The organism is Calditerricola satsumensis (genome assembly GCF_014646935.1).
GTDB classification, from domain to species: domain Bacteria; phylum Bacillota; class Bacilli; order Calditerricolales; family Calditerricolaceae; genus Calditerricola; species Calditerricola satsumensis.
Genome location: NZ_BMOF01000026.1, coordinates 1 through 22,394 on the forward strand (window position 1 = coordinate 1; position 22,394 = coordinate 22,394).

The following is a 22,394-nucleotide window of genomic DNA, read 5'->3' on the forward strand; positions in this document are numbered from 1 at the left end:
CCGCCTTTGCGGCCGGCTGGGCCGGGGCCGGGGCCGCTTCCGCCCGGGGCGATGCGGCCGCGTCGGCCTTCGCCGCCTCGTCGGCCGGCGCTTCGCCTTCCGCTTCCATCAGGCAGATGGGCGTGCCGACGGAAACGGTCTCGCCTTCCGGAACGAGGATCTCCTTGACGATGCCGGCAACGGTAGACGGCACCTCGGCGTTCACCTTGTCGGTCATGACCTCGCAGAGGGGGTCGTACTTGTTCACCTTGTCACCGGGTTTGACGAGCCACTTGGCAATCGTTCCTTCGGTGACGCTCTCCCCCAGCTGGGGCATTTTGACTTCTACCGCCATGATGAGCCTCCTTTTTCCCGTTCGTTAAAACTCAGCCAGCTCTTTCATCGCTTGATACACCTTGTCGGGGTTGAGCATGAAGAACTTCTCGAGCGGCGGGCTGTACGGCATGGCCGGAATGTCCGGGCCGCACAGGCGCTTGATCGGCGCGTCGAGGTCAAAGAGCACTTCCTCGGCGATGATGGCCGCCACCTCGCCGCCGACGCCGCCCTCCTTGTTGTCCTCGTGGACGATGAGGACCTTCCCGGTCTTCGCCGCCGCCTCGCAGATCGTCTCCTTGTCGAGCGGATACAAGGTGCGCAAGTCGACAACGTGGGCGCTGATCCCCTCCTGGGCCAGCCGCTCGGCCGCCTCGAGGCAGAAGTGCAGGGCCAGGCCGTAGGAGAAGACGGTGATGTCCTCGCCTTCCCGCTTGACGTCGGCCTTGCCGATCGGCAGCACGTAGTCTTCCTCGGGCACCTCGCCCTTGATAAGGCGGTAGCAGCGCTTGTGCTCAAAGAACAGCACCGGGTCGTCGTCGCGGATGGCCGCCTTCAAGAGCCCCTTCACGTCGTAGGGCGTCGACGGGGCGACCACCTTCAGGCCGGGCGTGCTGTTGAAGAGGGCCTCGACGCTCTGGGAGTGGTACAGCGCACCGTGCACGCCGCCGCCGTAGGGGGCGCGGACGACGATCGGGCAATGCCAGTCGTTGTTGGAGCGGTAGCGCATCTTGGCCGCCTCGTTGATGATCTGGTTGACGGCCGGGTGGATGAAGTCGGCGAACTGAATCTCCGCCACCGGGCGCATTCCGTACGCCGCCGCGCCGATGGCCACGCCGACGATGGCCGACTCCGACAGCGGCGTGTCGATGACGCGCTCTTCGCCGAATTCGTCGATGAGGCCCATGGTGGCGCGGAACACGCCGCCGCGCTTGCCGACGTCCTCCCCGAGCACGAACACGCGCTCGTCGCGGCGCATCTCCTCGCGCAAGGCCTGGGTGACCGCTTCGATGTAGGAAATTACCGGCATCGTCCGTCCCTCCTCACTTCTCGGCGTACACGTACTTCAGCGCGGTCTCCGGCTCGGCGTACGGGGCCTTTTCGGCGTACTCGGTGGCCTCGTCCACTTCGCGCTGCACGCGCTGGGCGATCTCTTTCTCCTGCGCTTCCGTCATCGCCCCCACCTCGAGCAGGTACTGGCGGAAGCGCGGGATCGGGTCCTGCTTCTTCGCTTCCTCCAGCTCCTCCCGCGAACGGTAGGTGCGGTCGTCGTCGTCGCTGGAGTGGGGCACCAGACGGTTGACGACGGCCTCGATCAGCGTCGGCCCTTCGCCGCGCAGGGCGCGCTCGCGGGCTTCCTTCACCACGCGGTAGACCTCCAGCGGGTCGTTGCCGTCAACGCTCACGCCGGCAAAGCCGTAGCCGACGGCCCGCTTGGCCACGCTGTCAACGGCCATCTGCTTCTTGAGCGGCACGGAAATGGCGTACTTGTTGTTCTGGCAGAAGAAGATGACCGGCAGCTTGTGCACCCCGGCGAAGTTGGCCGCCTCGTGGAAGTCGCCCTGGTTGCTCGACCCCTCGCCGAAGGAGGTGTAGACAACGAGCTCCTTCTTCTGCATCTTCGCCGCCAGGGCGATGCCCACGGCGTGGGGCACCTGCGTCGTCACCGGGCTGGATCCGGTGAGGATGTTGAGCCGCTTGCAGCCGAAGTGGCCGGGCATCTGCCGCCCGCCGCTGTTCGGGTCCTCCGGCTTGGCAAAGGCCGACAGCATCAAGTCGCGCGGCGTCATGCCGAAGACGAGGACCACTGCCGCGTCGCGGTAGTACGGGCACAGGTAGTCGACGCCCTTCTTCAGGGCGAAGGCCGCCCCCACCTGCGCCGCCTCCTGTCCCTGGCAGGAGATGACGAAGGGGATCTTCCCGGCGCGGTTGAGGAGCCACTGCCGCTCGTCCACCTTGCGCGCCAGGAGCATGTAATAGTACATCTCGACCACTTGCTCGTCGGTCAGGCCCAGGGCCTTGTGCCGATTTTCCGCCATGCGCTTGCGCCTCCTTTTCCTCAAGCTTGCCCGCCGAACCGCCGCGTCCGCGCCTCACCCGGCCTGCCGCGGCGTTACGCCCCGTGGATCGCTTTCCCGTCGACGGCCAAGGCCGCCTCCATGATCGCCTCGGCCAGCGTCGGGTGCGGGTGGACGGTGTGGGCCACTTCCCACGGCGTCGCGTCGAGCACGCGCGCCAATCCGGCTTCGGTGATCAGGTCCGAGGCGTGCGGGCCAATGATATGGACGCCGAGGAGGTCGTTCGTCTTCGCGTCGGCCACTACTTTGACAAACCCGTCCGGTTCGCCGAAGATGAGGGCCTTGCCGTTGCCGCGGAAGTTGAACTTGCCCACCTTCACCTCATAGCCCTTTTCGCGCGCTTCCCGCTCGGTCAAGCCCACGCTGGCCACTTCCGGCCGCGAGTAGGTGACGCGCGGGACCTTCGTGTAGTCGATCGGGTCGGGGCTCAAGCCGACCATGTGCTCCACGGCGACAATCCCCTCGTGGGACGCCACGTGGGCCAGCTGCGGCGTGGCAATGACGTCCCCGATGGCGTAGATGTGCTTCTCCTTGGTCTGGTAATAGTCGTTGACCTTGATAAAGCCCTTCTCCAGCTCGATTTCCGTGCTTTCCAGGCCGATGTCCTCCACGTTCGGCACGCGGCCCACCGAAACGAGCATCTTCTCCGCCGAAAGGGTGAGCCGCTGGCCGCCCTTGTCCGCTTCCACGGTGAACCCGCCGTCCGTCTTGCGGAAGGTTTCCGGCAGCACCTTGGTCCCGGTGTGGATCGTCACGCCGCGCTTCTTCAGGATGCGGGCCATCTCCTTGCTGATCTCCTCGTCCTCCGTCGGCAGGATGCGGTCGAGGAACTCGACGACGGTCACCTCGACGCCGAAGTCGCGCAGCATCGAGGCCCACTCCACGCCGATCACCCCGCCGCCGACGATGACGATCGATTTCGGAAGCGCTTCCATTTCCAGGGCTTCGTCGGACGTCATCACCACCTCGCCGTCCACGTCGAGCCCCGGCAGCGTGCGCGGCCGGGAACCGGTGGCAATGAGGACGTGCTCGGGAACGAGGATCTCCTGCTCGCCGTCTTGGGTCTCGACGCGGATGGCGCCGGAACGCGGCGAAAAGATGGACGGCCCCATCAGCCGGCCATACCCTTTGACGACGGTGATCTTGCCCTTCTTCATCAGGTGCTGCACGCCCTTGTGCAGCTGCTCGACGATGGCGCGTTTGCGCGCCTGCACCTTGGCGAAATTGAGGGCGACGCCGCCGGCCTCGACGCCGTACTTCTCCCCTTCGGCCAGCGTCGCGTACACCTCGGCACTGCGCAGCAGCGCCTTCGAAGGGATGCACCCGCGGTGGAGGCAGGTGCCGCCCAGCTTGTCCTTTTCCACCACGGCCACGTTCATGCCGAGCTGCGCGGCGCGGATGGCGGCCACGTAGCCGCCCGGCCCCGCGCCCAGTACGACGAGATCAAATTCGCGAGCCACTCCGCATCCTCCTTCGCGCCTCGTTTCTCGTTGCCCTCCGTGGGGCCATGCGCGCCATGCCGACACGGAAGATCCCGGCAATCGGCACGCCGGCATGCTCATCGCTGCAAGACCGCTTCGCGCACCACCGGGACGGGGTACTCCTTGGCCTCTTCTTCCCCGCGCAGCACGCGCAGGGCGCCTTCCGCCAAGGCCGCAAGCTCGTTTTCCCCGGGGTAGATCTTGACCGGCGCGATCCAGGCCACGCGCCGCGCGATCCAATCGGTGAACATCTTGCTGTAGGCCAGCCCGCCGGTGAGGATGATGGCGTCGATGCGCCCTTCCAGCACCGCGGCGGCAGCACCGATGGCCTTGGCCACCTGATAGGCCATCGCCTCGTACACGAGGCGGGCCCGCTTGTCCCCCTCCTCCACGCGCCGCTCCACCTCGCGTGCGTCGTTGGTCCCGAGGTGGGCCACCAGCCCGCCCTTGCCGACGAGCATGCGGCGGATCTCCTCCTGCGTGTGCCGCCCCGAGAAGCACAACCGCACCAGGTCGCCGGCGGGAACCGTTCCTGCGCGTTCCGGCGAGAAGGGGCCTTCGCCGTCGAGGGCGTTGTTCACGTCGACCACGCGCCCCGCCTTGTGGGCGCCGACGCTGATGCCGCCGCCCATGTGCGCCACAATGAAGTGGGCCTCTTCGTACCGTTTGCCCATCTCCCTGGCAATGCGCCGGGCCACGGCCTTCTGGTTCAGGGCGTGGAAGATGCTTTTCCGCTCGATGCCCGGAACGCCGCTGATGCGGGCCAGCGGCTCCAGCTCGTCGACGACGACCGGGTCGACGATAAAGGCCGGAATGTTGAGCTGCGACGCGATCTCGTGGGCCAGGATGGCCCCGAGGTTGGACGCGTGCTCCCCGTACCGCCCGCTTTTGAGGTCCTCGAGCATCGTCGCATTGACGCGGTACGTCCCGCCGGGAATGGGGCGCAGGAGACCCCCGCGCCCGACAATGGCGCTGAACTTGGTCAGGTTGATGCCCTTTTCGTGCAGGGCGTCGAGGATCACCTGCTTGCGAAAGGCGTACTGGTCGATGATGCGGGCGTAGGGGGCCAACTCCTTGACGTCGTGGCGCAGCGTCTCCTCGAAGAGGGGCTTTTCGTCCTCGTACACACCTATCTTCGTCGACGTCGAGCCGGGGTTGATGATGAGCAGCCGATGCGTTCGTTGCACGTGTCTCGCCTCGCTTTACCGCCGGCTCAGGATCGATTTCTCGTTGCGCACGAAGGTGCTGCGCGTCTTCGCCACCTGCGCGATGCGCTCTTCGGCCATGCGGTCGGCCGCCTTGTACGTGGGGATGTTGTCGCGCTTGGCGATCTCGAACACCTTCATCAGGTTGTCGTAGATCGACTCCACCTTCTTCAACGCGCGCTCACGGTTGTACCCCTCAAGCTCGTCGGCCACGTTGATCAGCCCGCCGGCATTGATCACGTAATCGGGCGCGTAGACGATGCCCATCTCGTGGATCCGGTCGCCGTGGCGCTCCTCCTTCAGCTGGTTGTTGGCCGAACCGGCAATCACCTTTGCCTTCAGCTTCGGGAGGGTCTCGTCGTTGAGGATGCCGCCGAGGGCGCACGGGGAGAAGATGTCGCAATCGACGGCGTAGATCTCGTCGGCACCGACCGCTTGGGCACCGAATTCCTCCACGGCCCGCTTCACGTTTTCGGGGTTGATGTCGGTGACGATCAGCTTTGCCCCTTCCTCATGCAGGTGCTTGCAGAGGTGGTACCCCACGCTGCCCACGCCCTGAACGGCGACCGTCTTGCCGGCCAGCGAATCGCTGCCAAAGGCCACTTTCGCCGCGGCCTTCATCCCGACGTAGACGCCGTAAGCGGTTACAGGAGACGGATTGCCGCTGGAGCCAAACTCCGGCGAAACCCCGGTGACGTAATCGGTCTCCTGATGGATGATGTCCATGTCGGCCACCGTCGTGCCCACGTCTTCCGCCGTAATGTAGCGACCGCCCAGCGACTGAATGTAGCGCCCCAGGGCGCGGAACATCGCCTCGTTCTTGTCCTTCTTCGGATCGCCGATGATCACCGTCTTGCCGCCTCCCAGGTTGAGGCCGGCCGCCGCAGCCTTGTACGTCATCCCGCGGGCGAGACGCAGCGCGTCAACGATGGCATCTTCCTCCGACGCGTAGGTCCACATGCGGCACCCGCCAAGGGCCGGGCCGAGGGTGGTGTCGTGGATGCAGATGATCGCCTTCAGCCCCGACGCCGCATCGTGGCAGAAGATCAGCTGTTCGTAGTCGTATTTCTGCAGGTACTCGAAGATGTTCATGGTCTCCTCCTCCTCGCATTCGGCAACGTGAAGACGGATGGGTTGGACGCTTTTACACCGTCATCGGCGCGCGCGCCCGCTCTGCGGCGAGCACCGCCAGCGCGATGGCGTAGAGCTTCGTCTCCGGCGTGTCGGCCCGCGACGTGACGACCACCGGCGCCTTGGCCCCAACGAGGATGCCGGCAATCTTGGCCCCCGCCAGGTAGGTCAGCGTCTTGTACACCGCGTTGCCGGTCTCGATGTTCGGGACGATGAGCACGTCGGCGAAGCCGGCCACCGGGCCGCCCACTTTTTTGTGCGCCGCCGCCTCCGGCGACACGGCCACGTCAAGGGCCAGCGGACCGTCTACGTCGGCCCCCTTGATCTGGCCGCGCTCGGCCATCTTGGCCAGAATGGCCGCGTCGGTCGTCGCCGGCATGTCGGGATTGACCGTCTCGATGGCGGTGATGAGGGCCACCTTGGGCCGCTCGATGCCCAGCGCCCGGGCCACCTGCACGGCGTTTTCGATGATGTGCACCTTCTGCTCCAGCGTCGGGGCGATGTTCATCGCCGCATCGCTGAGGAGCATCAGCCGGTCGGCCAGCGGGGCCTCAAAAACGGCCACGTGGCTGAGCACCCGGCCGGTTCGCAGGCCGTGCTCCTTGTCCAGCACGGCGCGGAGAAAGTCCGCAGTCGACACCATGCCCTTCATGACGACATCGGCTTTCCCCTCGCGGACCGCCTTCACCGCGGCGAGGCACGCCGCCTTGGGGTCCTCCACGTGTTCTACGCTTACCTGATTCAGCGGAAAGCCGATCTGTCGCGCGATGCGCTCGATGTTCGGGCGGTTGCCGAACAGCAGAAATTCGGCGATGCCCTGCCGCTGGGCTTCCTTGACCGCGGCGAGCACGTCCTCGTCCTCGGCCACCGCGACGGACACGGTCACCGCCGGTTTACGCCTGGCGTACTCCAACAGATCCTGTAGCCGGTTCATGCGATTCACCTTCCATGAGTGCCGTGATGATGCGCCCCTTGTTTCCCCCCTTACCAACAGGCTTTGCATCCAGGCGCACAACCATTCCGCCGGAAGGTTAAGCAAAAACAATGCCAACATCCGCAACCTCCCGCCATCCCGCCGTCGCCATGTTTCGGCTCCCCATGATGCGCAAATTCCTGCACACATGAGCAAGGCATTGCATGAATGAACGTGCACATCATGACGTGGAGGTTTCGTCTGCCGGTTTGGCGATTTCCCGGTTCAGCCCGAGTTTCTCCAGCTTGTAGTACAGGTTGCGGACGGAGATCCCGAGGAGCCGAGCCGCCTCCGTCTTGTTTCCTCCCGTGGCGGACAGGGCGCGGGCAATGTGCTCGGCCTCGGCCCGCCGAAGGACGGCCTCGAGCGGTTCGATCGGCCCGGTGAAACGGCGATGGCCGCCGGCCGGCGCCGACCCCGCCTGCTGGTCGAGGGGCGGCAAGTGTTCAACGCGGATGACCGTTTCGTTGAACCTCATGTTGATGATAGCCCGCCCCAAAATGTTTTCCAGTTCCCGAACGTTCCCCGGCCAGGAATAGGCGGACAGCACCTCGAGGGCGGCCGGGTCGACGCGTTTCACCATCCGCCCGTACTCCTGGTTAAATTTGCGGATCAAGTGGGCGCACAAGAGCGGGATGTCCTCCTTGCGGTAGCGCAGGGGCGGGATAAAAATGGGAAAGACGTTCAGGCGGTAATACAAGTCTTCCCGAAACGTCCCCTTCTGAATAGCCCGCTCGAGGTTAACGTTGGTGGCGGCAATGACGCGCACGTCGACGGGAATGGGCTTCGTCCCGCCCACGCGCACCACCTCTTTCTCCTGCAGCACGCGGAGGAGCTTGGCCTGCATGTTGAGGGACAGCTCGCCGATCTCGTCGAGGAAGATCGTCCCCCCGCTGGCCTCCTCAAACAGACCGCGCTTGCCGCCACGCCGCGCGCCGGTGAACGCTCCCTCCTCATAGCCGAACAGCTCGCTTTCGAGCAGCGATTCCGTCAGCGCCGCACAGTTGACGCGCACAAATTGGTTGTACTTGCGATCGCTGGCGTTGTGGATGGCGTGGGCAAACAGCTCCTTGCCCGTGCCCGACTCGCCGCGCAACAGCACCGTGACCGTCGTCGTGGCCGCCTTTTTGGCCTGCTCCACGGCGATGCGCAGGGCATCGCTTTCGCCGATGATGTCCTCGAAGGTGTACTTGGCCTCCAACGTGCGGATGATCTTCTTAGCCTGTTCCAATTCCGCATTCAGCCGCTTGATCTCCGACACGTCATGGATCACGCCGACGCTGCCCTTCAGCTCCCCATCGACGATGATCGGGGCCACGTTGACGATGACGTCCTTCTTCTTCGGCCCCACCTTGAGCGGGACGCCGCGAACCGGCTTGCGCGTGCGGAGCACCTTCATGTGCATGCTCTCGCCCTCGGAGATGTCGACATCGGCCGGCTTGCCGATCACGTCTTCCTCCGTCAAGCCCGTAAGCCGGGTGTAGGCGGGGTTGATCAGGATGCCGATGCCCCGCGCGTCGACGACGGAGATGGCGTCCTCCGTCGAGTGGATGATGGCCTCGAGCAGGCTGCGCACCTCCTTCAAGTTCGTCACCTGCTCCGCCAGGGCCATCACCTCGGTGATGTCGCGGAAGACGGCCGCAGCGCCGATCACCTTCCCGCTCTCGTCGACGACGGGGACGCGATTGGTGACGATGCGCCGCCCCCCGTCGAGCCACTGTTCCTGGTTGAGTTCGGCCTGTCCCGTTTCGAGCACGCGCATGAGCCGGCTCGAGGGGATGACGTCGGTGACGCGCCGCCCCAACACGTCCTCGCGCTTGAGCCCGGTGAGCGCCTCCGCAGCGCGGTTGAACAGCGTGACGCGCCCCTCGGCGTCGACGGCCAGCATGGCGTCGTGGGTGGAATCGAGGATGACGTCCCGCGCGCGCCGGGCCTTCTTCAGGGCGTCGCGCAGGCAAGCCGCTTCCGCCGCGAGATCGGCCAAGGCGCCGGCCACCTCCCCCCACACCACGGCCGCGCCCTTTGCCCGCACGCGCACCGCTTCGACCGCCTCGGGATCGCGCGCCGTCACCACCACGAGATCGGGATCGCCCGCCAGCGCCGATTCCACATCCGCCAGGCTTTCCGCCACCCCCACAAGGGTCACGCCGCTCGCCTGGCGCAGGAGGCGGACCAGGGCCTGGGTTTGCACTCCGTCTCCGACCACCGCAACCCGCTTCACCGTCCCCTCTCCCTTCCCTTCCACCGCATGTGCGAAAATTTTTGCCGTCTGTTTCGTGAAGAATTTTGCAGGCTATGGCGATTATACCCCATTGCGCCGTGGACGGGGAGGGATTTTTGCGCTACGATGGGAACGGCGCACCCCAGCGCCGCCCGCGCGAACGCGCCAACCCAACCGCACCGGAAAGAGGGAGCGCCCGATGCTGATCCAACGGCTCATCGCCTTGCTCATCCTCGTTTCGGCCGGCCTTGTCGCCGCCTATGGCTGGACATTGATGCGCGAGGCCGTCTTCGCCGCGTTTGCCCAAACCGCCACCGGGCACGACGGGCTTGCCTTCCTCGCCGGAGCCGTCCTGTTCCTCGGCGGCATCGGCTTTGTCGGAGGGTTTCTCTTTTACCGCGACAAAAAACGGCGCCGCGTGCAAAAACGGTTCATCAAAACGCGGCGCCAGGACGACGGGGCGTAGGCCCCGTTTTTTATGGAGGAGGAAAATCGGCTGCGGCGTTACCGGCTTCGCTCGGCCGGGGGCGGCGGCGATCCGTCCGGTTGGCCCAACCGGTCCAGATACGTCAAGAGGGGCACGCGGGCAATGAGGTCGGACAGCGACCGCCGTTCGGCATAGAGGTGAAGGGCGACAAGCACCCCCAGCCACAGGAGTTGGCCCCATGCCGGCAGCCACCACGCCGTCCACAGGCCGAGCAGGGCACCGATCGTGTTGCTGCCGGTGTCGCCGAGCATGGCGCGGCCGCGCACGTCGTGCGGAAGGAGGGCCGCCCCCGCGCAGGCGGCCGGAAGCCAGTGGGGCCATGCCGAAGCGGGAAGGGCCGGCAGCAGCAAGAAAAAGGCGCAACCGGCGGCCTTCAGCGCACGGCCGGGGCGCAGGTCCAGCAGGTTGACGCCGTTGGCCGACAAGGCGACGATCAGCAACGCCACCGCCCACGCCGCCCCACGGAAACCCGACAGCCACGCCGCCGCCGCCGCCACAACCAGGCCGCCGACGGCTTTGGCCGCGCCGGTGGTCGGCCGCCCGGCGAGCAGCGCCCGCAGGTGGGCGCGCCGCCCGGTGACGGCGCGGCTGCCCCAGATGTCGTCAACGGCGCCAAGGAGGGCAAAGCCGGCGACGACGAGCAGCTGGATGCGCGCAAGATGCGCCGCCTCGGCGCCCGCCCACCAGGCCCACAGCAGGGGCGCGCATCCGGCGGGAAGGGCCACCGCCCAGCCCGTGCCGACGGGGACGACGTCGCCCCGGTAGTTGGTGCGGAGCGGGCCCGTTCGCCACAAGACGGCAAGCGTCACGCGGACCAAAAGCCACCCGAGGGCCAGCGACGCGGCAGCGCCGGCCACACCCAGCGCAAGCGGGGGCCCCTGTCCCATCGCCGGCTCCGCTCCCGTCACGTTGCCCGCCTCCCTTCCCGCCGCTTGCGGTTTAACGTGAGGGCGATGTCGACGAACTGGCGCCCGCGGTGCACAAAGGAGCGCACGTCGCGTCCCGTCTCGCGGTGGCGGAAGGGCACCTGCACCTCGTAAAGGCGGAAGCCCGCCCGCAGCACGTCGACGGCAAACCCCACCTCGACGCCAAACCCGCCGGATAAAGGAGGAAGGGATTCCAGCACCACCCGGCGCACGGCCCGCTGGCCGGACAGGGGCGCTTGCAGGGCGTAGCCCGTCAGATGCGCAATGCCGAACCGCGCCAGCCCCTTAACCAGGCCAAACCCCCCTTTTCGGCGCGCCGGCGGGAGCACCGCCACCACCACGTCGGCCACGTCCCGCTCGACGGGTTCGAGCAGCGCGGGTGCGTAGGCGGCCGTATCGCCCAGATCGCCGTCCAAAAACAGGAGGATGTCGCCGCGCGCCGCCCGCCACCCCGTCTCGAGGGCGGCCCCCTTGCCGCGGTTTTCGCCGTGCACGATGACGCGATCGGCGTACGGACGCGCCGCATCGGCCGTACCGTCGACGCTGCCGTCGTCGACCACGATCACCTCGTCCACGCAGCCCGCGCGGCGCAGGGCGGCCAGCGTCTCGGGCAGGGTGAGCGCCTCGTTGTAGGCGGGGACGACGGCCGACACGCGCCGTGTCGTCATGACGGGCCCCCTCCCTGCATGCGGCTGACGATTGCTTTCACCGCGGTGAGGTAGCTGTACGGCGTCGGGTCGGTCGTGTCCACGCGCACGGTGGGGAGCATCATCCGTCCCGCCCACGCAGGGGAAAGATCGCCCGTCACCACGAGCACGGTGGCCGCTTCCGGTTTTTCCGGCGGCCCTTGCGCCTCCGGCGGAACGAGCGTCACGGCAAACCCGACGTCGCGCAAAAAGTCGGCCAGCCCCTTGACCGCCTCCGGATCGCCGACGAGCCAGACGTGGGGGGAAGCTTGCGCCATGGCTTCCGCGAGAACGAGGCGAGACATCTCGCGGACCGTTTCCTCAAACTGGACATGCAGCTCATCCAGGCGCCGCTGCAGCGCCTTGTTCTGTCGGACCGTCTCGTCGTATTTCGCCGCGAGGCTGGCAATCACATCCTGCTGGTTGGCCTCGATCCACCGTTGGCCGGCCGTTCCGCCGAGCAGAATCCCCACGCCCAGCGCCAGGAAAACCGACGACACCGTGACGACGTGGTAGCGCCATGGATACACGGCGATTCCTCACCCCATCAGCAGCTTGACGTTCACCCACACCAGCCGCCACAGCCGCGACAGCGACTCGCTCACGGCGGACAGGGCGGCCACCGGAACGCAGGCGGCGCCGATCAGGTAGGCCAGGGTGCGCCACTTGAGGCGCCGCGGGTAGAGCTTGGAAACCCCGCGGGCGTCGACGAGCTTCGCCCCGATCTTCATCCGCACGAGCACGGTGCTGGCCATCCCCTGACGCCCTTTTTCCAGAAAATCGATCATGTTCGAATGCGTTCCCACGGTGACGATCAGCTCGGCACCCTTCTCATAGGCCAGCAGCAGGGCGATGTCCTCGCTCGTCCCGGGGGCGCACAGCACATGTCCGCTGAGGCCCAGCTGCTTGAGCCGCGCCATCCCCGGCGCCCGGCCATCGGGATAGCCGTGTACGATCAGGTCGGCCCCGCAGCGCAAGGCGCGGTCGGAGACGCTGTCCATGTCGCCGATGATGATGTCCGGCTTCCATCCGAAGTCGAGCAGGGCGTCGGCGCCGCCGTCGACGCCGATCAGCGCGGGACGCCAGTCCTCCACGTACCCGCGGATGGCCAGCAGGTCCTCTCGATAGTGGCTGCCGCGCACGACAACCAACACGTGCCGGCCCTGTAGCGGCGTCCGCAGCACCGGCGTCAGCAGCGGGCGGATGAAGAACGCTTTTTCCTTCGCCGCAAAATGCAGGGTGTTGTCGATGAACTGCGCCAGCCGCTCTTCGAGGTTGGCCACACCCCGCCGGTAGCGGCGCTCAAGCTCGTCGGCGGTGACGCGTCGCGCAGGCAGCGCCGTGGCGGTCTCCTCAATCCACAAATGCCCCTCGTCCAGAACGAGGCGCGCGCCCTCGGGGATGCGCGCAAAGTCGGCCTCGGCGATTTCAAACAGGGGCACGCCGCTGCGGGCCAAAAGGAGCGCTCCCTCCGCCGGGTAGCTGCCGCTTAAAAACGGCAGCGCATTCACCACCGCCCGCACGCCGGCTTCCAGCAGGCCGTGCGCCGCCACTTCGTCCACGTCACGATGGCGAATGACGGCAATCTCTCCGCCTGAAAGACGCATGACCAGACGCTTCGTCCGCTCGTCGACGGCCGCCGTGCCGCTGATCGGTTTGCCGGAACGCCACCAGGCGATCACGCCTTCTCCCCCTTTGTCCGCGCACCCTCCCGTTCGGTACTAGTTTGGCAAGAGGAAGAAAATCTCATTCCCTCTCCCCCCGAAAAGCAAAACCGACCGCATCATGCGGTCGGCTCGTACCGGATCCCATTTCTTATCCCATGCCAAGGCCACTCACGTCTTGGGTGGCACCTGCTTTGCGCGCCGTTCGCGCCACTCTTCCGCCAACATCGCGTACACCGCGTGGTCGCGATACGAGCCGTCGGCAAACCGCTCGACGCCCCGCAGCACGCCCTCCAGGCGAAAGCCCAACCGCTCGGGGACCGCACGGCTGCGGAAGTTGGTCACCGCGGCGCGGAGAATACAGGGTTTCCGCGTGATGGGGCAACAGCAGGCCCAGGGCCAGATCGCCGTCAACCGGCCAGCGAAACATCGGCGTCGCGTTTCCCAAGGCCCTTCAGCTTACCACCTTGTGCTCGATGCGCAGCTTGTCGGCCACCATGGCGATGAATTCGCTGTTCGTCGGCTTCGCCTTGGCCACATTGATCGTGTAGCCAAACAGGCTGCTGATCAGCTCCACGTTGCCACGCGCCCACGCCACTTCGATGGCATGGCGAATGGCCCGCTCCACCCGGCTGGGCGTGGTGTTGAACTTGCGGGCGATGGAGGGGTAGAGATCTTTGGTAATCGAACCCAGCAGCTCAACGTTGTGGTACACCATGGCAATCGCTTCGCGAAGGTACAGATAGCCCTTGATGTGCGCCGGCACGCCAATCTCGTGGATGATGTTGGTGATGCGCACGTCCAGGTCATGCTTTTTCGGGCTCGACGCCGCGGCCGTCTGAATGGACAACATCACGCGGTCATGAACCACCACTTGGCGGATGCGATTGGTCAGCACTTCCATGTCAAAGGGCTTGAGGATGTAGTAGGAAGCCCCCAGCTCGACAGCCTTTTTCGTGATTTCCTCTTGGCCGAAGGCGGTCAACATGATGATCTTGGGAAAGACCGGCAGCGACATGCTGTGCAGCCGCTCGAGAACGGCCAAGCCGTCCAAATGGGGCATGATAATGTCGAGGATCAACACGTCGGCTGGGGTGTTTTCCAAGACGGCGATCACATCGTTCCCGTTGTACGCCACCCCAACGACTTCCATGTCCTTCTGCTGGTCAATAAATTCGGCCAATAAATTGGTAAACTCTCGGTTGTCGTCGGCAATAACCACCCGTACCTTTTTCGTCACGCGGGAAATCCTCCTTTTTCGGCGAACTGCGGGATTCGAAAAGGGTGATCCCCCTGCTTCCACCATAAAGATCATTCGCGATCAACCGGGAAGTTCCTTCCTTGTCGGCCGGACTTTTCGTCTACATTTTCCGACTTTTGTCGCCCGGTTCCTGTCGAATGTGCCCGGGGCACACAAAAAACCGCCGGCCTGTGCGCGCGGCGGCTTGTTGGTTGCAGTCGGATTCGCGTCGAGATTGTACCCGGCATCGCGGAGCATCCACTCGATGAACACCCCGTAGCCGGTGGTGGGATCGTTGACGAACACGTGGGTTACGGCGCCAACCAGCTTGCCGTTCTGGATGATGGGACTTCCGCTCATGCCCTGCACGATGCCGCCCGTCTTCGCCAGCAAACGCGGATCGGTGACGCGAATCACCATGCTCTTGGTCGCGGGAAAGCGCTGCGCGGAGACGCTGACGATTTCAATCGAAAAGCGCTCCACCTTGCGTCCCTCGACGACGGTGAGCATCTCGGCCGGCCCTTCGCGCACCTCTTCGGCCAGGGCGATGGGAATCGGTTCGCGGAAGAGGGCGGGCTCCGGGGTCTCCGTCAGCGTACCAAAAATGCCGAAGGGGGTGTTCTTCTCAATCTTGCCAAGGGTTCGGTTTTCGTCAAACAACGTGGCGCGTTTCTGCCCCGGTTCGCCAGAGTTGCCTTTCTCGATGGACGTCACATCGGACGGGACGATCACGCCATCGCCGACGCGAATGGGCTGGCGCGTGTCGACGTCGGAGATGACGTGGCCCAGGGCGCCAAACCGGCGCGTCTTGGGGTCATAGAACGTCAACGTGCCGACACCGGCAGCCGTATCGCGGATGTAGAGGCCGAGGCGATACTGCCCATCCTTGTCGCGGGCCGGGCGAAGGGTCACCTGCACCTGGTCGCTGCCCCGTGCCAGCTGCAGCACGAGGGGCCGACCGGACAAACCCGCCGCACGCACCTGCTTCTCCACATCACCGACCGACTGCACGGTCGTCCCATCGATGGCAGTGATCACGTCGCCAACGCGCACGCCGGCTTCCCGACCCGGCGAAAGCGACCGGTCGCCATGAGGGACCAGATAATGCCCGACCACCAGAACCCCAGCCGAACGGAGCTTGACGCCGATCGACTGGCCCCCGGGAACCACGCGCAGCTCGGGGATAACGGAAACGGTCACCTTGCGCAAGGGGATGGCGCCCACCTGCACCGCCATGCGGGACGACCCCACATCGCCGGGCAAGAGCACCCAAGTTCCGCTTGACGCTCGGGTCGAGGATGCGGAAGCGGATGAAGCCGTCTGAACGGCGTTGGAACGCTCGACTTGCACCACCTCGGGGTTGTCCACGGTAACGGAACCAAAGGAGAACAGCGAAAGGGGTTTCACGGCGCCTTGAACGACGCGAATCTCATCGGGTAAGGCGGCAAACCGCTGAAACGGGGGCGAAAAGGCGAACAACACGGAAAGCGCCATGAGGCAAAGGCCAATCGTTTTTCTGGAGAGGGACAACGGCCATCACGCTCCTACCTTCCCTGCCTGCACCTCCTGCCGCGTGTAGTACTAGCGTGTCCGCCTTTGGAGCGAATATAACCCCGTAATTCGTGGACAAAAAGAAGGGGCTTCCCAACAAAGCCCCGTTCTCAGCCAATCGCCGTTTTGCTCCCCCTCGCGAGGCGAAGCATTTCTTGGGCGTGCTGCTTGCTGCTTTCGGTTACCGCCACACCGCTCAGCATGCGCGCGAGCTCCTCGACGCGCCCCGCTTCGCTGAGCGGCTCGACGCGCGTCACCGTCTCGCCGTTTTCCACTGCCTTGCTGACCACGAAATGGACATCGGCCATGCACGCCACCTGGGGAAGATGGGTGACGCACAGCACCTGCCGCGCGGCGGCGAGGGCGGCCAGCTTCTCGGCCACGCGCTGGGCGGCGCGGCCGCTTACCCCTGCGTCCACCTCGTCGAACACCAGCGTGCCGTACGGTTCGGCGTCGGCCACCACCGCCTTGAGGGCAAGCATGAGGCGCGACAGTTCCCCGCCCGAGGCGATGCGCGCCAGGGGCTTGGGCGGTTCCCCCGGGTTTGGCGCCCAGGTGAAGAAAACGACGTCCACCCCGTGGGGCATGGCCCGCACGCGCCGCCCGCCGACGTCGATGCCCTCCTCGTCGGGGAGGGTGTCGAGCTCGGCAAACAACTTGGCGTGCTCGAGATTCAGGTCGCGAAGATGGGCTTCCACCGCCGCGCACAGCTTCGCTGCCGCCTCCTTCCGGCGATGGGACAGCTCCTCGGCCTCGACGCCGAGATCGCGCCCGATCTCTTCCAGTTCCCGGGCCAGCTGCTCCACGCGCGCCTCGCGGTTTTCGATGGCCTCCAGCTCCTCCTCCACCTTGGCGGCGTACTCGAGGATGGCCTCCACCGTGTCGCCGTACTTGCGCTTCAGCTTGGCGATCAGGGCCAGGCGCGCTTCCACATCCGCCAGGCGGCCGTCGTCGTCGGGCACGGCTTCCTGGGCGTCGCGCAGCTCCCGCGCGGCGTCTTCCAGCTGATAGTAGGCCGACTGCACGGCTTCGTGCACCCGTTCCAGTTCGGGGTCGACGGCCGCCGCCTGCTCGAGGTAGGCCAGGGCATGGCCGATCCAGTCCATCCCTCGGTTGTCGCCGGCGAGGGCGGCGTAGGCCCCGCGCAGGGCGGTGCGCAGCTTCTCGGCGTGAAGGAGCTTCTGCCGCTCGGCCAGGAGCCGCTCTTCTTCCCCCGGCTCCAGGGCCGCCTCCTCGATCTCGGAAAGCTGGAAGCGGAGCAGATCGAGCCGCTGGGCGAGGGCTTTCTCGTCCTCCGTCATCCGGGCGAGCTCCGCACGCACCCGCATGTAGCGTGCGTAAAGCGCCTCGTATTCGGCGCGGCAGCGCTCCAGCTCCTCCCCGCCGTAGGCGTCGATCCACGCCAGATGGCGGTCGGGGTTGAGCAGGTCCTGCTGGTCGTGCTGGCCGCAGAGGGAGACGAGGACGCTGCCCACTTCCCGCAGCATGGCCAGCGTCACCAGGTGCCCGTTGATGCGGCAGACGCTGCGGCCGCTGGCGGAGACGTCCCGGCGAAGGAGAATGTGCCCGCCGTCGGCCGGGATGCCCATCTCCGCCAGGCGGCGGACGGCGGGATGGTCGGTCGGCACCTCAAACAGCGCTTCCACCTCGGCTTTGGCGGCACCGTGGCGCACCATATCGCTCGAGGCCCGCCCGCCCAACGCCAGCGCGAGGGCGTCCAGCAGGATCGACTTCCCCGCCCCCGTCTCGCCGGTCAGCACGTTGAGCCCTTCGGAAAAGGCGACGTGGGCCTCCTTGATCAAGGCGAGGTTGCGCACGGTCAGTTCGAGCAGCATGCCCCTCCCCTCCTCCGCCACCGCCCTAGAGCATGTCGAGAAAGCGGCGCGCCAGCTCTCCCGTCTTCTCCTTTTCCTTGCAGATGATCAAAATGGTGTCGTCGCCGGCGAGGGTGCCCATGATTTCCGGCCAATCGAGGTTGTCGATCAGGACCGCCACCGCGTGGGCGTTTCCGGGAAGCGTTTTCAAAACGATCAGGTTTTCCGCGTGGTCGATGCTCACGAAGCTGTCGACGAGCATGCGCTTCAGCTTTTGTTGCGGATTGGTGCGCAGGTCGACGGGAAGGGAGTACTTGTAGCGCCCGTCAGGGGTCGGCACCTTCACCAGGTGCAACTCCTTGATGTCGCGGGACACCGTGGCCTGGGTAACGTGAAACCCCGCTTCGCGCAGCTTGTCGACCAGCTCGTCTTGCGTTTCGATGTCGTACTGGGAGATGATCTCGCGAATCTTGATGTGCCGTTGCGCCTTGTTCACACCCCGTCCCCCCTCGGTGGGTCTCCCTGCAACTTGCGCCGGACGACATCGAAAAAGGCGCGCTCCTTCCACTTCACCAGCACCGTGGTGTGCGGCGCGCGCCGCACGCGGACCTCATCGCCCGGCTTCAGCTGGACGCCGAGCTGCCCGTCGACGGTCAGGCCGATGTGGTCGTGGGGGGCTTCGATGCGGATGGACACCTCATCCTGTGGGGCCAGCACCATCGGCCGCGCCGTGAGCGTGTGCGGGGCGACCGGCGTGAGGAGAATCGCATCGAGATGCGGCACGACGATCGGCCCCCCCGCCGACAGGGAATAGGCGGTGGAGCCGGTGGGCGTGGCGACGACAAGCCCGTCTCCCGAAAAGCGGCTGAGATACACCCCGTCGACGAACACGGTGGTCGTGATCATGCGCGAAAAGGAACCCCTGGCCACGCCGACATCGTTGAGGGCCAAAAAGGAGCCGCGCGCCTCCCCATCGCGCACCCACTCCGCCTCGAGCATCATGCGCGCTTCCAAACAGTAGTCGCCCTTGAGAATGCGGTCTACCGCCGCGGGCAGATCGTCCGGCTCCGCTTCCGACAAAAAGCCGAGGCGACCCACGTTGATGCCGAGCAGGGGAATCTTGTGGGGGGCAAACTCCCGCGCGAAGCCAAGCAGCGTCCCGTCCCCCCCGAGCACAAACAGGAGGTCGATCGCGCCGGGAAAGCGCGCGCGCGGCAGGGCCGCGTCGGGACGCCCGAGGGTGCGGGCGTCTTCGGGTTCCAGGACCACGCGCGCCCCTTTCGCCAAAATCAGATCGACAAGCCGCTTCGCCACCGACCAAGCGGCGGGTTTGTCGCGGTTCAAGACCAATCCGAAGGTCTTCAACGCCAACACCTCAACCGTGCAGGAAGATATAGGCCAGCGCGGCCCCGAGGCCCATGGCCGCCGCATAACGCCAGCGGCCGGTTGCCCGCGGGCGAACGGCAAAGGTGACGATGCGCATGGCGCCCGTTTCGCGGTTGACCACGACGATGCCGTGCGGGCGCACGACCAGCCAGCTTGCCAGCAGCGCGTCGCGCAGCGCCGCCCCGGTCGTGGGAATCGTTTTGCGGCTCTTTTCCACCTTGACGGCATACAGCTTGCCGTCCCGCTTGGCGAGGAAGTCGACGTACAGGCGGCTGTCAAAGGTGCGGTCGTCGACGGTGACGGCCACGGGAATGGCCACCTTCCCCGCCACCACATCAAACCCTTCTGCCTCGAGCAAATCCACCACCGGCCCTTTGGGCTGCTGGCGCATCCACCCCGTCCCCAGCGCGCGCCACGCCAACACCGCGACCGCGCCCAGCACGACGAGCACGACGACAAGCCCGTCCCCCGTTTTCAGCACGGTTTCCCCCTCCGGAAAGACCGGACCGCGCCGCATCACGCGTCGGTTGCATGCTCGGCGCGGAACCGGTCGTGGGCTTCCCGAACGACGGCGTCTATCCTCCTTTCTACGTCGTCACCGGGCGCGTCTCCTTTTCGCGCGTGAAGCAAAAATTCGATGTTCCCCTCCCCGCCGCGGATCGGGGAAGGGGTCAGGTTGAGGGGCACCAGGTTCGCCGCCCGCGCCTTTTGTATGACGGCGCGCAGCACATCGGCGTGAACGCGCGGGTCGCGCACCACGCCGTGCTTGCCGACGCGTTCCGGACCGGCTTCAAATTGCGGCTTGACGAGGGCGACCACGTCGCCGCCTGCCTTCAGCACGGCGGCAAGTGGCGGGAAGATGAGCCCGAGGGAGATGAAGGAGACGTCCACCGTGGCCACGTCGGGCGGCTCGGGAAACCAGGACGGCTCGGCGTATCGAAAGTTGGTCCGCTCCATCACCACGACGCGCGGATCTTGGCGCAGCTTCCAGTCCAGCTGGCCGTAGCCGACGTCGACGGCATAGACGCGCCGCGCCCCGTGCTGTAGGGCGCAATCGGTGAACCCGCCGGTGGACGCGCCGACGTCGAGCACCGTCTTGCCGGTCAGGTCCAGGCCGAAGACGCGCAGGGCCCGTTCCAGTTTGAGGCCCCCGCGGCTCACGTAAGGGCACGGGTCGCCCTTCACCTCGATGCGCGCATCCGGGGGCACCTTCTCTCCCGCCTTGTCGACCGTCGCACCGTCCACGCGCACGAGCCCGGCCATGATCGCGCGGCGGGCTTTTTCCCGCGTCGGAAACAGGCCGCGCGTCACGAGGAGCACGTCGAGGCGCTCTTTCTTCGCCATCGCCGTCACGCCCGCTGGGCGGCGCGCGTAAGCAGCTTCCGCGCGCACGCGGCCACGTTTTCCGCCGTCAGCCCCACGTCGCGTCGCTGCTCGGCCACGCTGCCGTGCTCCACGAAGCGGTCGGGAATGCCCATCGGGGCGACGCGCACGCCGCCGATCCCTTCGAAGGCATAGAACTCCAACACGGCGCTGCCGAAGCCGGCCAGCACCGCCCCCTCTTCCACGGTGACGATGGGAAGGCCCCGCTCGGCCAGCTCCAGCAGCATCGTCCGGTCGAGGGGCTTGATGAACCGCGCGTTCACCACATGGGCCGAGACGCCCTCTTCCTCAAGGCGCGCCGCCGCCTCCAGCGCCACCTGGACCATCGGGCCCACGGCGAGGAGGGCCACGTCGCTCCCCTCGCGCACCACTTCCCACGTCCCGATGGGGATGCGGCGCAGCTCGGGATCCAGCGGCACGCCCACGCCGTTGCCGCGCGGGTAGCGCACGGCGATGGGGCCGCCGTCGTAGGAGACGGCGGTGTAGAGCATGTGCCGAAACTCGTTCTCGTCCTTCGGCATCATCACCACCATGTTCGGCAGGTGGCGCAAGAAGCCGATGTCAAACACCCCCTGGTGGGTTTCCCCGTCGGCCCCGACGAGGCCGGCGCGGTCGACGGCAAAGACGACGTTGAGGTTCTGGCGGCAGATGTCGTGCACCACCTGGTCGTAGGCGCGCTGGAGGAAGGTGGAATAGATGGCGCAAACGGGCTTCATGCCCTGGATGGCCAAGCCCCCGGCCATCGTCACGGCGTGCTGCTCGGCGATGCCCACGTCAAAGCAGCGGTCAGGGAAGCGCTTCTGGAACTTCACCAGCCCCGATCCGCCGAGCATTGCCGGCGTGATGGCGACGATGCGGCTGTCGCGCTCGGCCAGCTGGATGAGGGTGTCGGCAAAGACGTTTTTGTAGTCCGGCGCGTGGCTCGGCTTCTTGATGAATTCTCCGGATTCGATTTTGTAGGGCGTCACCCCGTGCCACGTGTCGGAATCGGCCTCGGCCGGCTTGTACCCCTTCCCCTTCTTCGTGATCACGTGCACGAGCACCGGTCCGCGCGTCCGCGCCGCCTGCTTGAGGGCCTCGAGGAGCTCGTCCAGCTTGTGTCCGTCGACGGGGCCCAGGTAGGTGTATCCCAGTTCCTCAAACAGGATGCCCGGCACAAACAGGTATTTGATCGTGTCCTTCAGCCGCTCGGCGGTGCGGGCTAAGGCATTCCCGAAGGGGAATTTGCGCAGGAGCTGCTCGATCTCCTCCTTCGTCTTCGTGTACGTCCGGCCGGTGCGAATCTTGCCCAGATAGTTGTGAAGCGCGCCGACATTGGGCGAGATGGACATCTCGTTGTCGTTCAGGACGACGATGATGTCGCGCTGCTCATGACCAATATGGTTGAGCGCCTCCAAGGCCATGCCGCCGGTGAGGGCCCCGTCGCCGATGATGGCGATCACCTTGTAGTCTTCGCCTTTCAAGTCACGGGCAATCGCCATGCCCATCGCCGCCGACAGCGAGGTGCTGGAATGGCCCGTCTCCCACACGTCATGCTCGCTCTCGCTGCGCTTGGGAAACCCGCACAAGCCCTTGTACTGGCGCAGCGTGTCAAAACGATCGCGCCGGCCGGTGAGGATCTTGTGCACGTAGGACTGGTGGCCAACATCCCAAATGAACTTGTCGCGCGGGCTGTCAAACAGCACGTGCAAGGCGAGGGTCAGTTCGACCACGCCCAGGTTGGGGGCGAGATGGCCGCCGGTGATGGAAAGCTTTTCAATGAGAAACTGGCGAATCTCCGCGGCCAACTGCTCCAGCTCGGCGAGGGAGAGCCGCTTGACGTCAGCCGGGGATTGGATCCGTTCCAGCAGCACGAT

Annotated in this window: 22 protein-coding genes; 1 reads left to right on the forward strand and 21 read right to left on the reverse strand. The window is 66.0% G+C overall.

What is annotated here, in order from left to right:
• The 8 genes from IEX61_RS07175 to IEX61_RS07210 all read right to left on the reverse strand — a co-directional run.
• Positions 1-334 (reverse strand): biotin/lipoyl-containing protein (locus IEX61_RS07175; protein ID WP_308423724.1); only part of this gene is annotated, 334 nt, incomplete at its 3' end.
• A 24-nt stretch (positions 335-358) separates the two neighbouring features.
• Entirely contained in the window at positions 359-1,342 is a 984-nt protein-coding gene (locus IEX61_RS07180; protein WP_054670298.1) for an alpha-ketoacid dehydrogenase subunit beta, read from the reverse strand.
• Between the two features lie 13 nt (positions 1,343-1,355).
• On the reverse strand, positions 1,356-2,351 hold the full coding sequence (locus IEX61_RS07185; protein ID WP_054670301.1) for a thiamine pyrophosphate-dependent dehydrogenase E1 component subunit alpha: 996 nt from the start codon (positions 2,349-2,351) through the stop codon (positions 1,356-1,358).
• 74 nt (positions 2,352-2,425) lie between these two features.
• Complete coding sequence (gene lpdA / locus IEX61_RS07190) at positions 2,426-3,850, reverse strand: dihydrolipoyl dehydrogenase (protein WP_188817352.1); 1,425 nt, start codon at positions 3,848-3,850, stop codon at positions 2,426-2,428.
• A gap of 98 nt (positions 3,851-3,948) precedes the next feature.
• Entirely contained in the window at positions 3,949-5,058 is a 1,110-nt protein-coding gene (gene buk, locus IEX61_RS07195) for a butyrate kinase (RefSeq protein ID WP_188817354.1), read from the reverse strand.
• 15 nt (positions 5,059-5,073) lie between these two features.
• Positions 5,074-6,168: a Leu/Phe/Val dehydrogenase gene (locus IEX61_RS07200; protein WP_054670304.1), complete on the reverse strand. Its 1,095-nt coding sequence runs from the start codon at positions 6,166-6,168 to the stop codon at positions 5,074-5,076.
• A gap of 52 nt (positions 6,169-6,220) precedes the next feature.
• On the reverse strand, positions 6,221-7,330 hold the full coding sequence (gene ptb, locus IEX61_RS07205) for a phosphate butyryltransferase (protein WP_306302966.1): 1,110 nt from the start codon (positions 7,328-7,330) through the stop codon (positions 6,221-6,223).
• A gap of 31 nt (positions 7,331-7,361) precedes the next feature.
• Positions 7,362-9,401: a sigma-54 interaction domain-containing protein gene (locus IEX61_RS07210; protein WP_188817356.1), complete on the reverse strand. Its 2,040-nt coding sequence runs from the start codon at positions 9,399-9,401 to the stop codon at positions 7,362-7,364.
• 199 nt (positions 9,402-9,600) lie between these two features.
• Between IEX61_RS07210 and IEX61_RS07215 the strand changes: the two genes are divergently transcribed.
• Positions 9,601-9,867, forward strand: coding sequence for a DUF2627 domain-containing protein (locus IEX61_RS07215; RefSeq protein WP_054673551.1), 267 nt, complete (start codon positions 9,601-9,603; stop codon positions 9,865-9,867).
• A 38-nt stretch (positions 9,868-9,905) separates the two neighbouring features.
• Here the strand turns inward: IEX61_RS07215 and IEX61_RS07220 are convergent, their stop codons facing one another.
• From IEX61_RS07220 to dxs, 13 genes are all read right to left on the reverse strand, one after another.
• Complete coding sequence (locus IEX61_RS07220) at positions 9,906-10,796, reverse strand: hypothetical protein (RefSeq protein WP_188817358.1); 891 nt, start codon at positions 10,794-10,796, stop codon at positions 9,906-9,908.
• Complete coding sequence (locus IEX61_RS07225; protein WP_188817360.1) at positions 10,793-11,482, reverse strand: glycosyltransferase family 2 protein; 690 nt, start codon at positions 11,480-11,482, stop codon at positions 10,793-10,795. Before IEX61_RS07225 ends, IEX61_RS07220 begins: the two co-directional genes overlap by 4 nt.
• On the reverse strand, positions 11,479-12,030 hold the full coding sequence (locus IEX61_RS07230) for a copper transporter (RefSeq protein ID WP_054671961.1): 552 nt from the start codon (positions 12,028-12,030) through the stop codon (positions 11,479-11,481). Before IEX61_RS07230 ends, IEX61_RS07225 begins: the two co-directional genes overlap by 4 nt.
• Before the next feature lie 9 nt (positions 12,031-12,039).
• Positions 12,040-13,182, reverse strand: a complete 1,143-nt coding sequence (steA, locus tag IEX61_RS07235; RefSeq protein WP_229725762.1) for a putative cytokinetic ring protein SteA — start codon at positions 13,180-13,182, stop codon at positions 12,040-12,042.
• A 153-nt stretch (positions 13,183-13,335) separates the two neighbouring features.
• Complete coding sequence (locus tag IEX61_RS07240) at positions 13,336-13,509, reverse strand: GNAT family N-acetyltransferase (protein WP_229725763.1); 174 nt, start codon at positions 13,507-13,509, stop codon at positions 13,336-13,338.
• Between the two features lie 109 nt (positions 13,510-13,618).
• The gene (spo0A, locus tag IEX61_RS07245; RefSeq protein ID WP_054671958.1) at positions 13,619-14,404 is read right to left on the reverse strand and encodes a sporulation transcription factor Spo0A; all 786 of its coding nucleotides are present in this window, start codon (positions 14,402-14,404) and stop codon (positions 13,619-13,621) included.
• Between the two features lie 81 nt (positions 14,405-14,485).
• Complete coding sequence (spoIVB, locus tag IEX61_RS07250; RefSeq protein WP_268238391.1) at positions 14,486-15,934, reverse strand: SpoIVB peptidase; 1,449 nt, start codon at positions 15,932-15,934, stop codon at positions 14,486-14,488.
• 131 nt (positions 15,935-16,065) lie between these two features.
• On the reverse strand, positions 16,066-17,790 hold the full coding sequence (recN, locus tag IEX61_RS07255; RefSeq protein ID WP_188817364.1) for a DNA repair protein RecN: 1,725 nt from the start codon (positions 17,788-17,790) through the stop codon (positions 16,066-16,068).
• 25 nt (positions 17,791-17,815) lie between these two features.
• Entirely contained in the window at positions 17,816-18,265 is a 450-nt protein-coding gene (gene ahrC, locus IEX61_RS07260; protein ID WP_054672261.1) for a transcriptional regulator AhrC/ArgR, read from the reverse strand.
• A complete protein-coding gene (locus tag IEX61_RS07265) occupies positions 18,262-19,134 on the reverse strand; it encodes an NAD(+)/NADH kinase (protein WP_054672258.1) in 873 nt (290 codons plus the stop codon). Before IEX61_RS07265 ends, ahrC begins: the two co-directional genes overlap by 4 nt.
• A 10-nt stretch (positions 19,135-19,144) precedes the next feature.
• Positions 19,145-19,636: a hypothetical protein gene (locus IEX61_RS07270; protein ID WP_157057806.1), complete on the reverse strand. Its 492-nt coding sequence runs from the start codon at positions 19,634-19,636 to the stop codon at positions 19,145-19,147.
• 35 nt (positions 19,637-19,671) lie between these two features.
• Complete coding sequence (locus tag IEX61_RS07275) at positions 19,672-20,499, reverse strand: TlyA family RNA methyltransferase (RefSeq protein ID WP_054672265.1); 828 nt, start codon at positions 20,497-20,499, stop codon at positions 19,672-19,674.
• 5 nt (positions 20,500-20,504) lie between these two features.
• Positions 20,505-22,391 carry a 1-deoxy-D-xylulose-5-phosphate synthase gene (gene dxs / locus IEX61_RS07280; protein ID WP_188817366.1) on the reverse strand — a complete coding sequence of 629 codons (1,887 nt, stop codon included), beginning with the start codon at positions 22,389-22,391 and terminating at the stop codon, positions 20,505-20,507.
• Positions 22,392-22,394 lie beyond the last annotated feature (3 nt).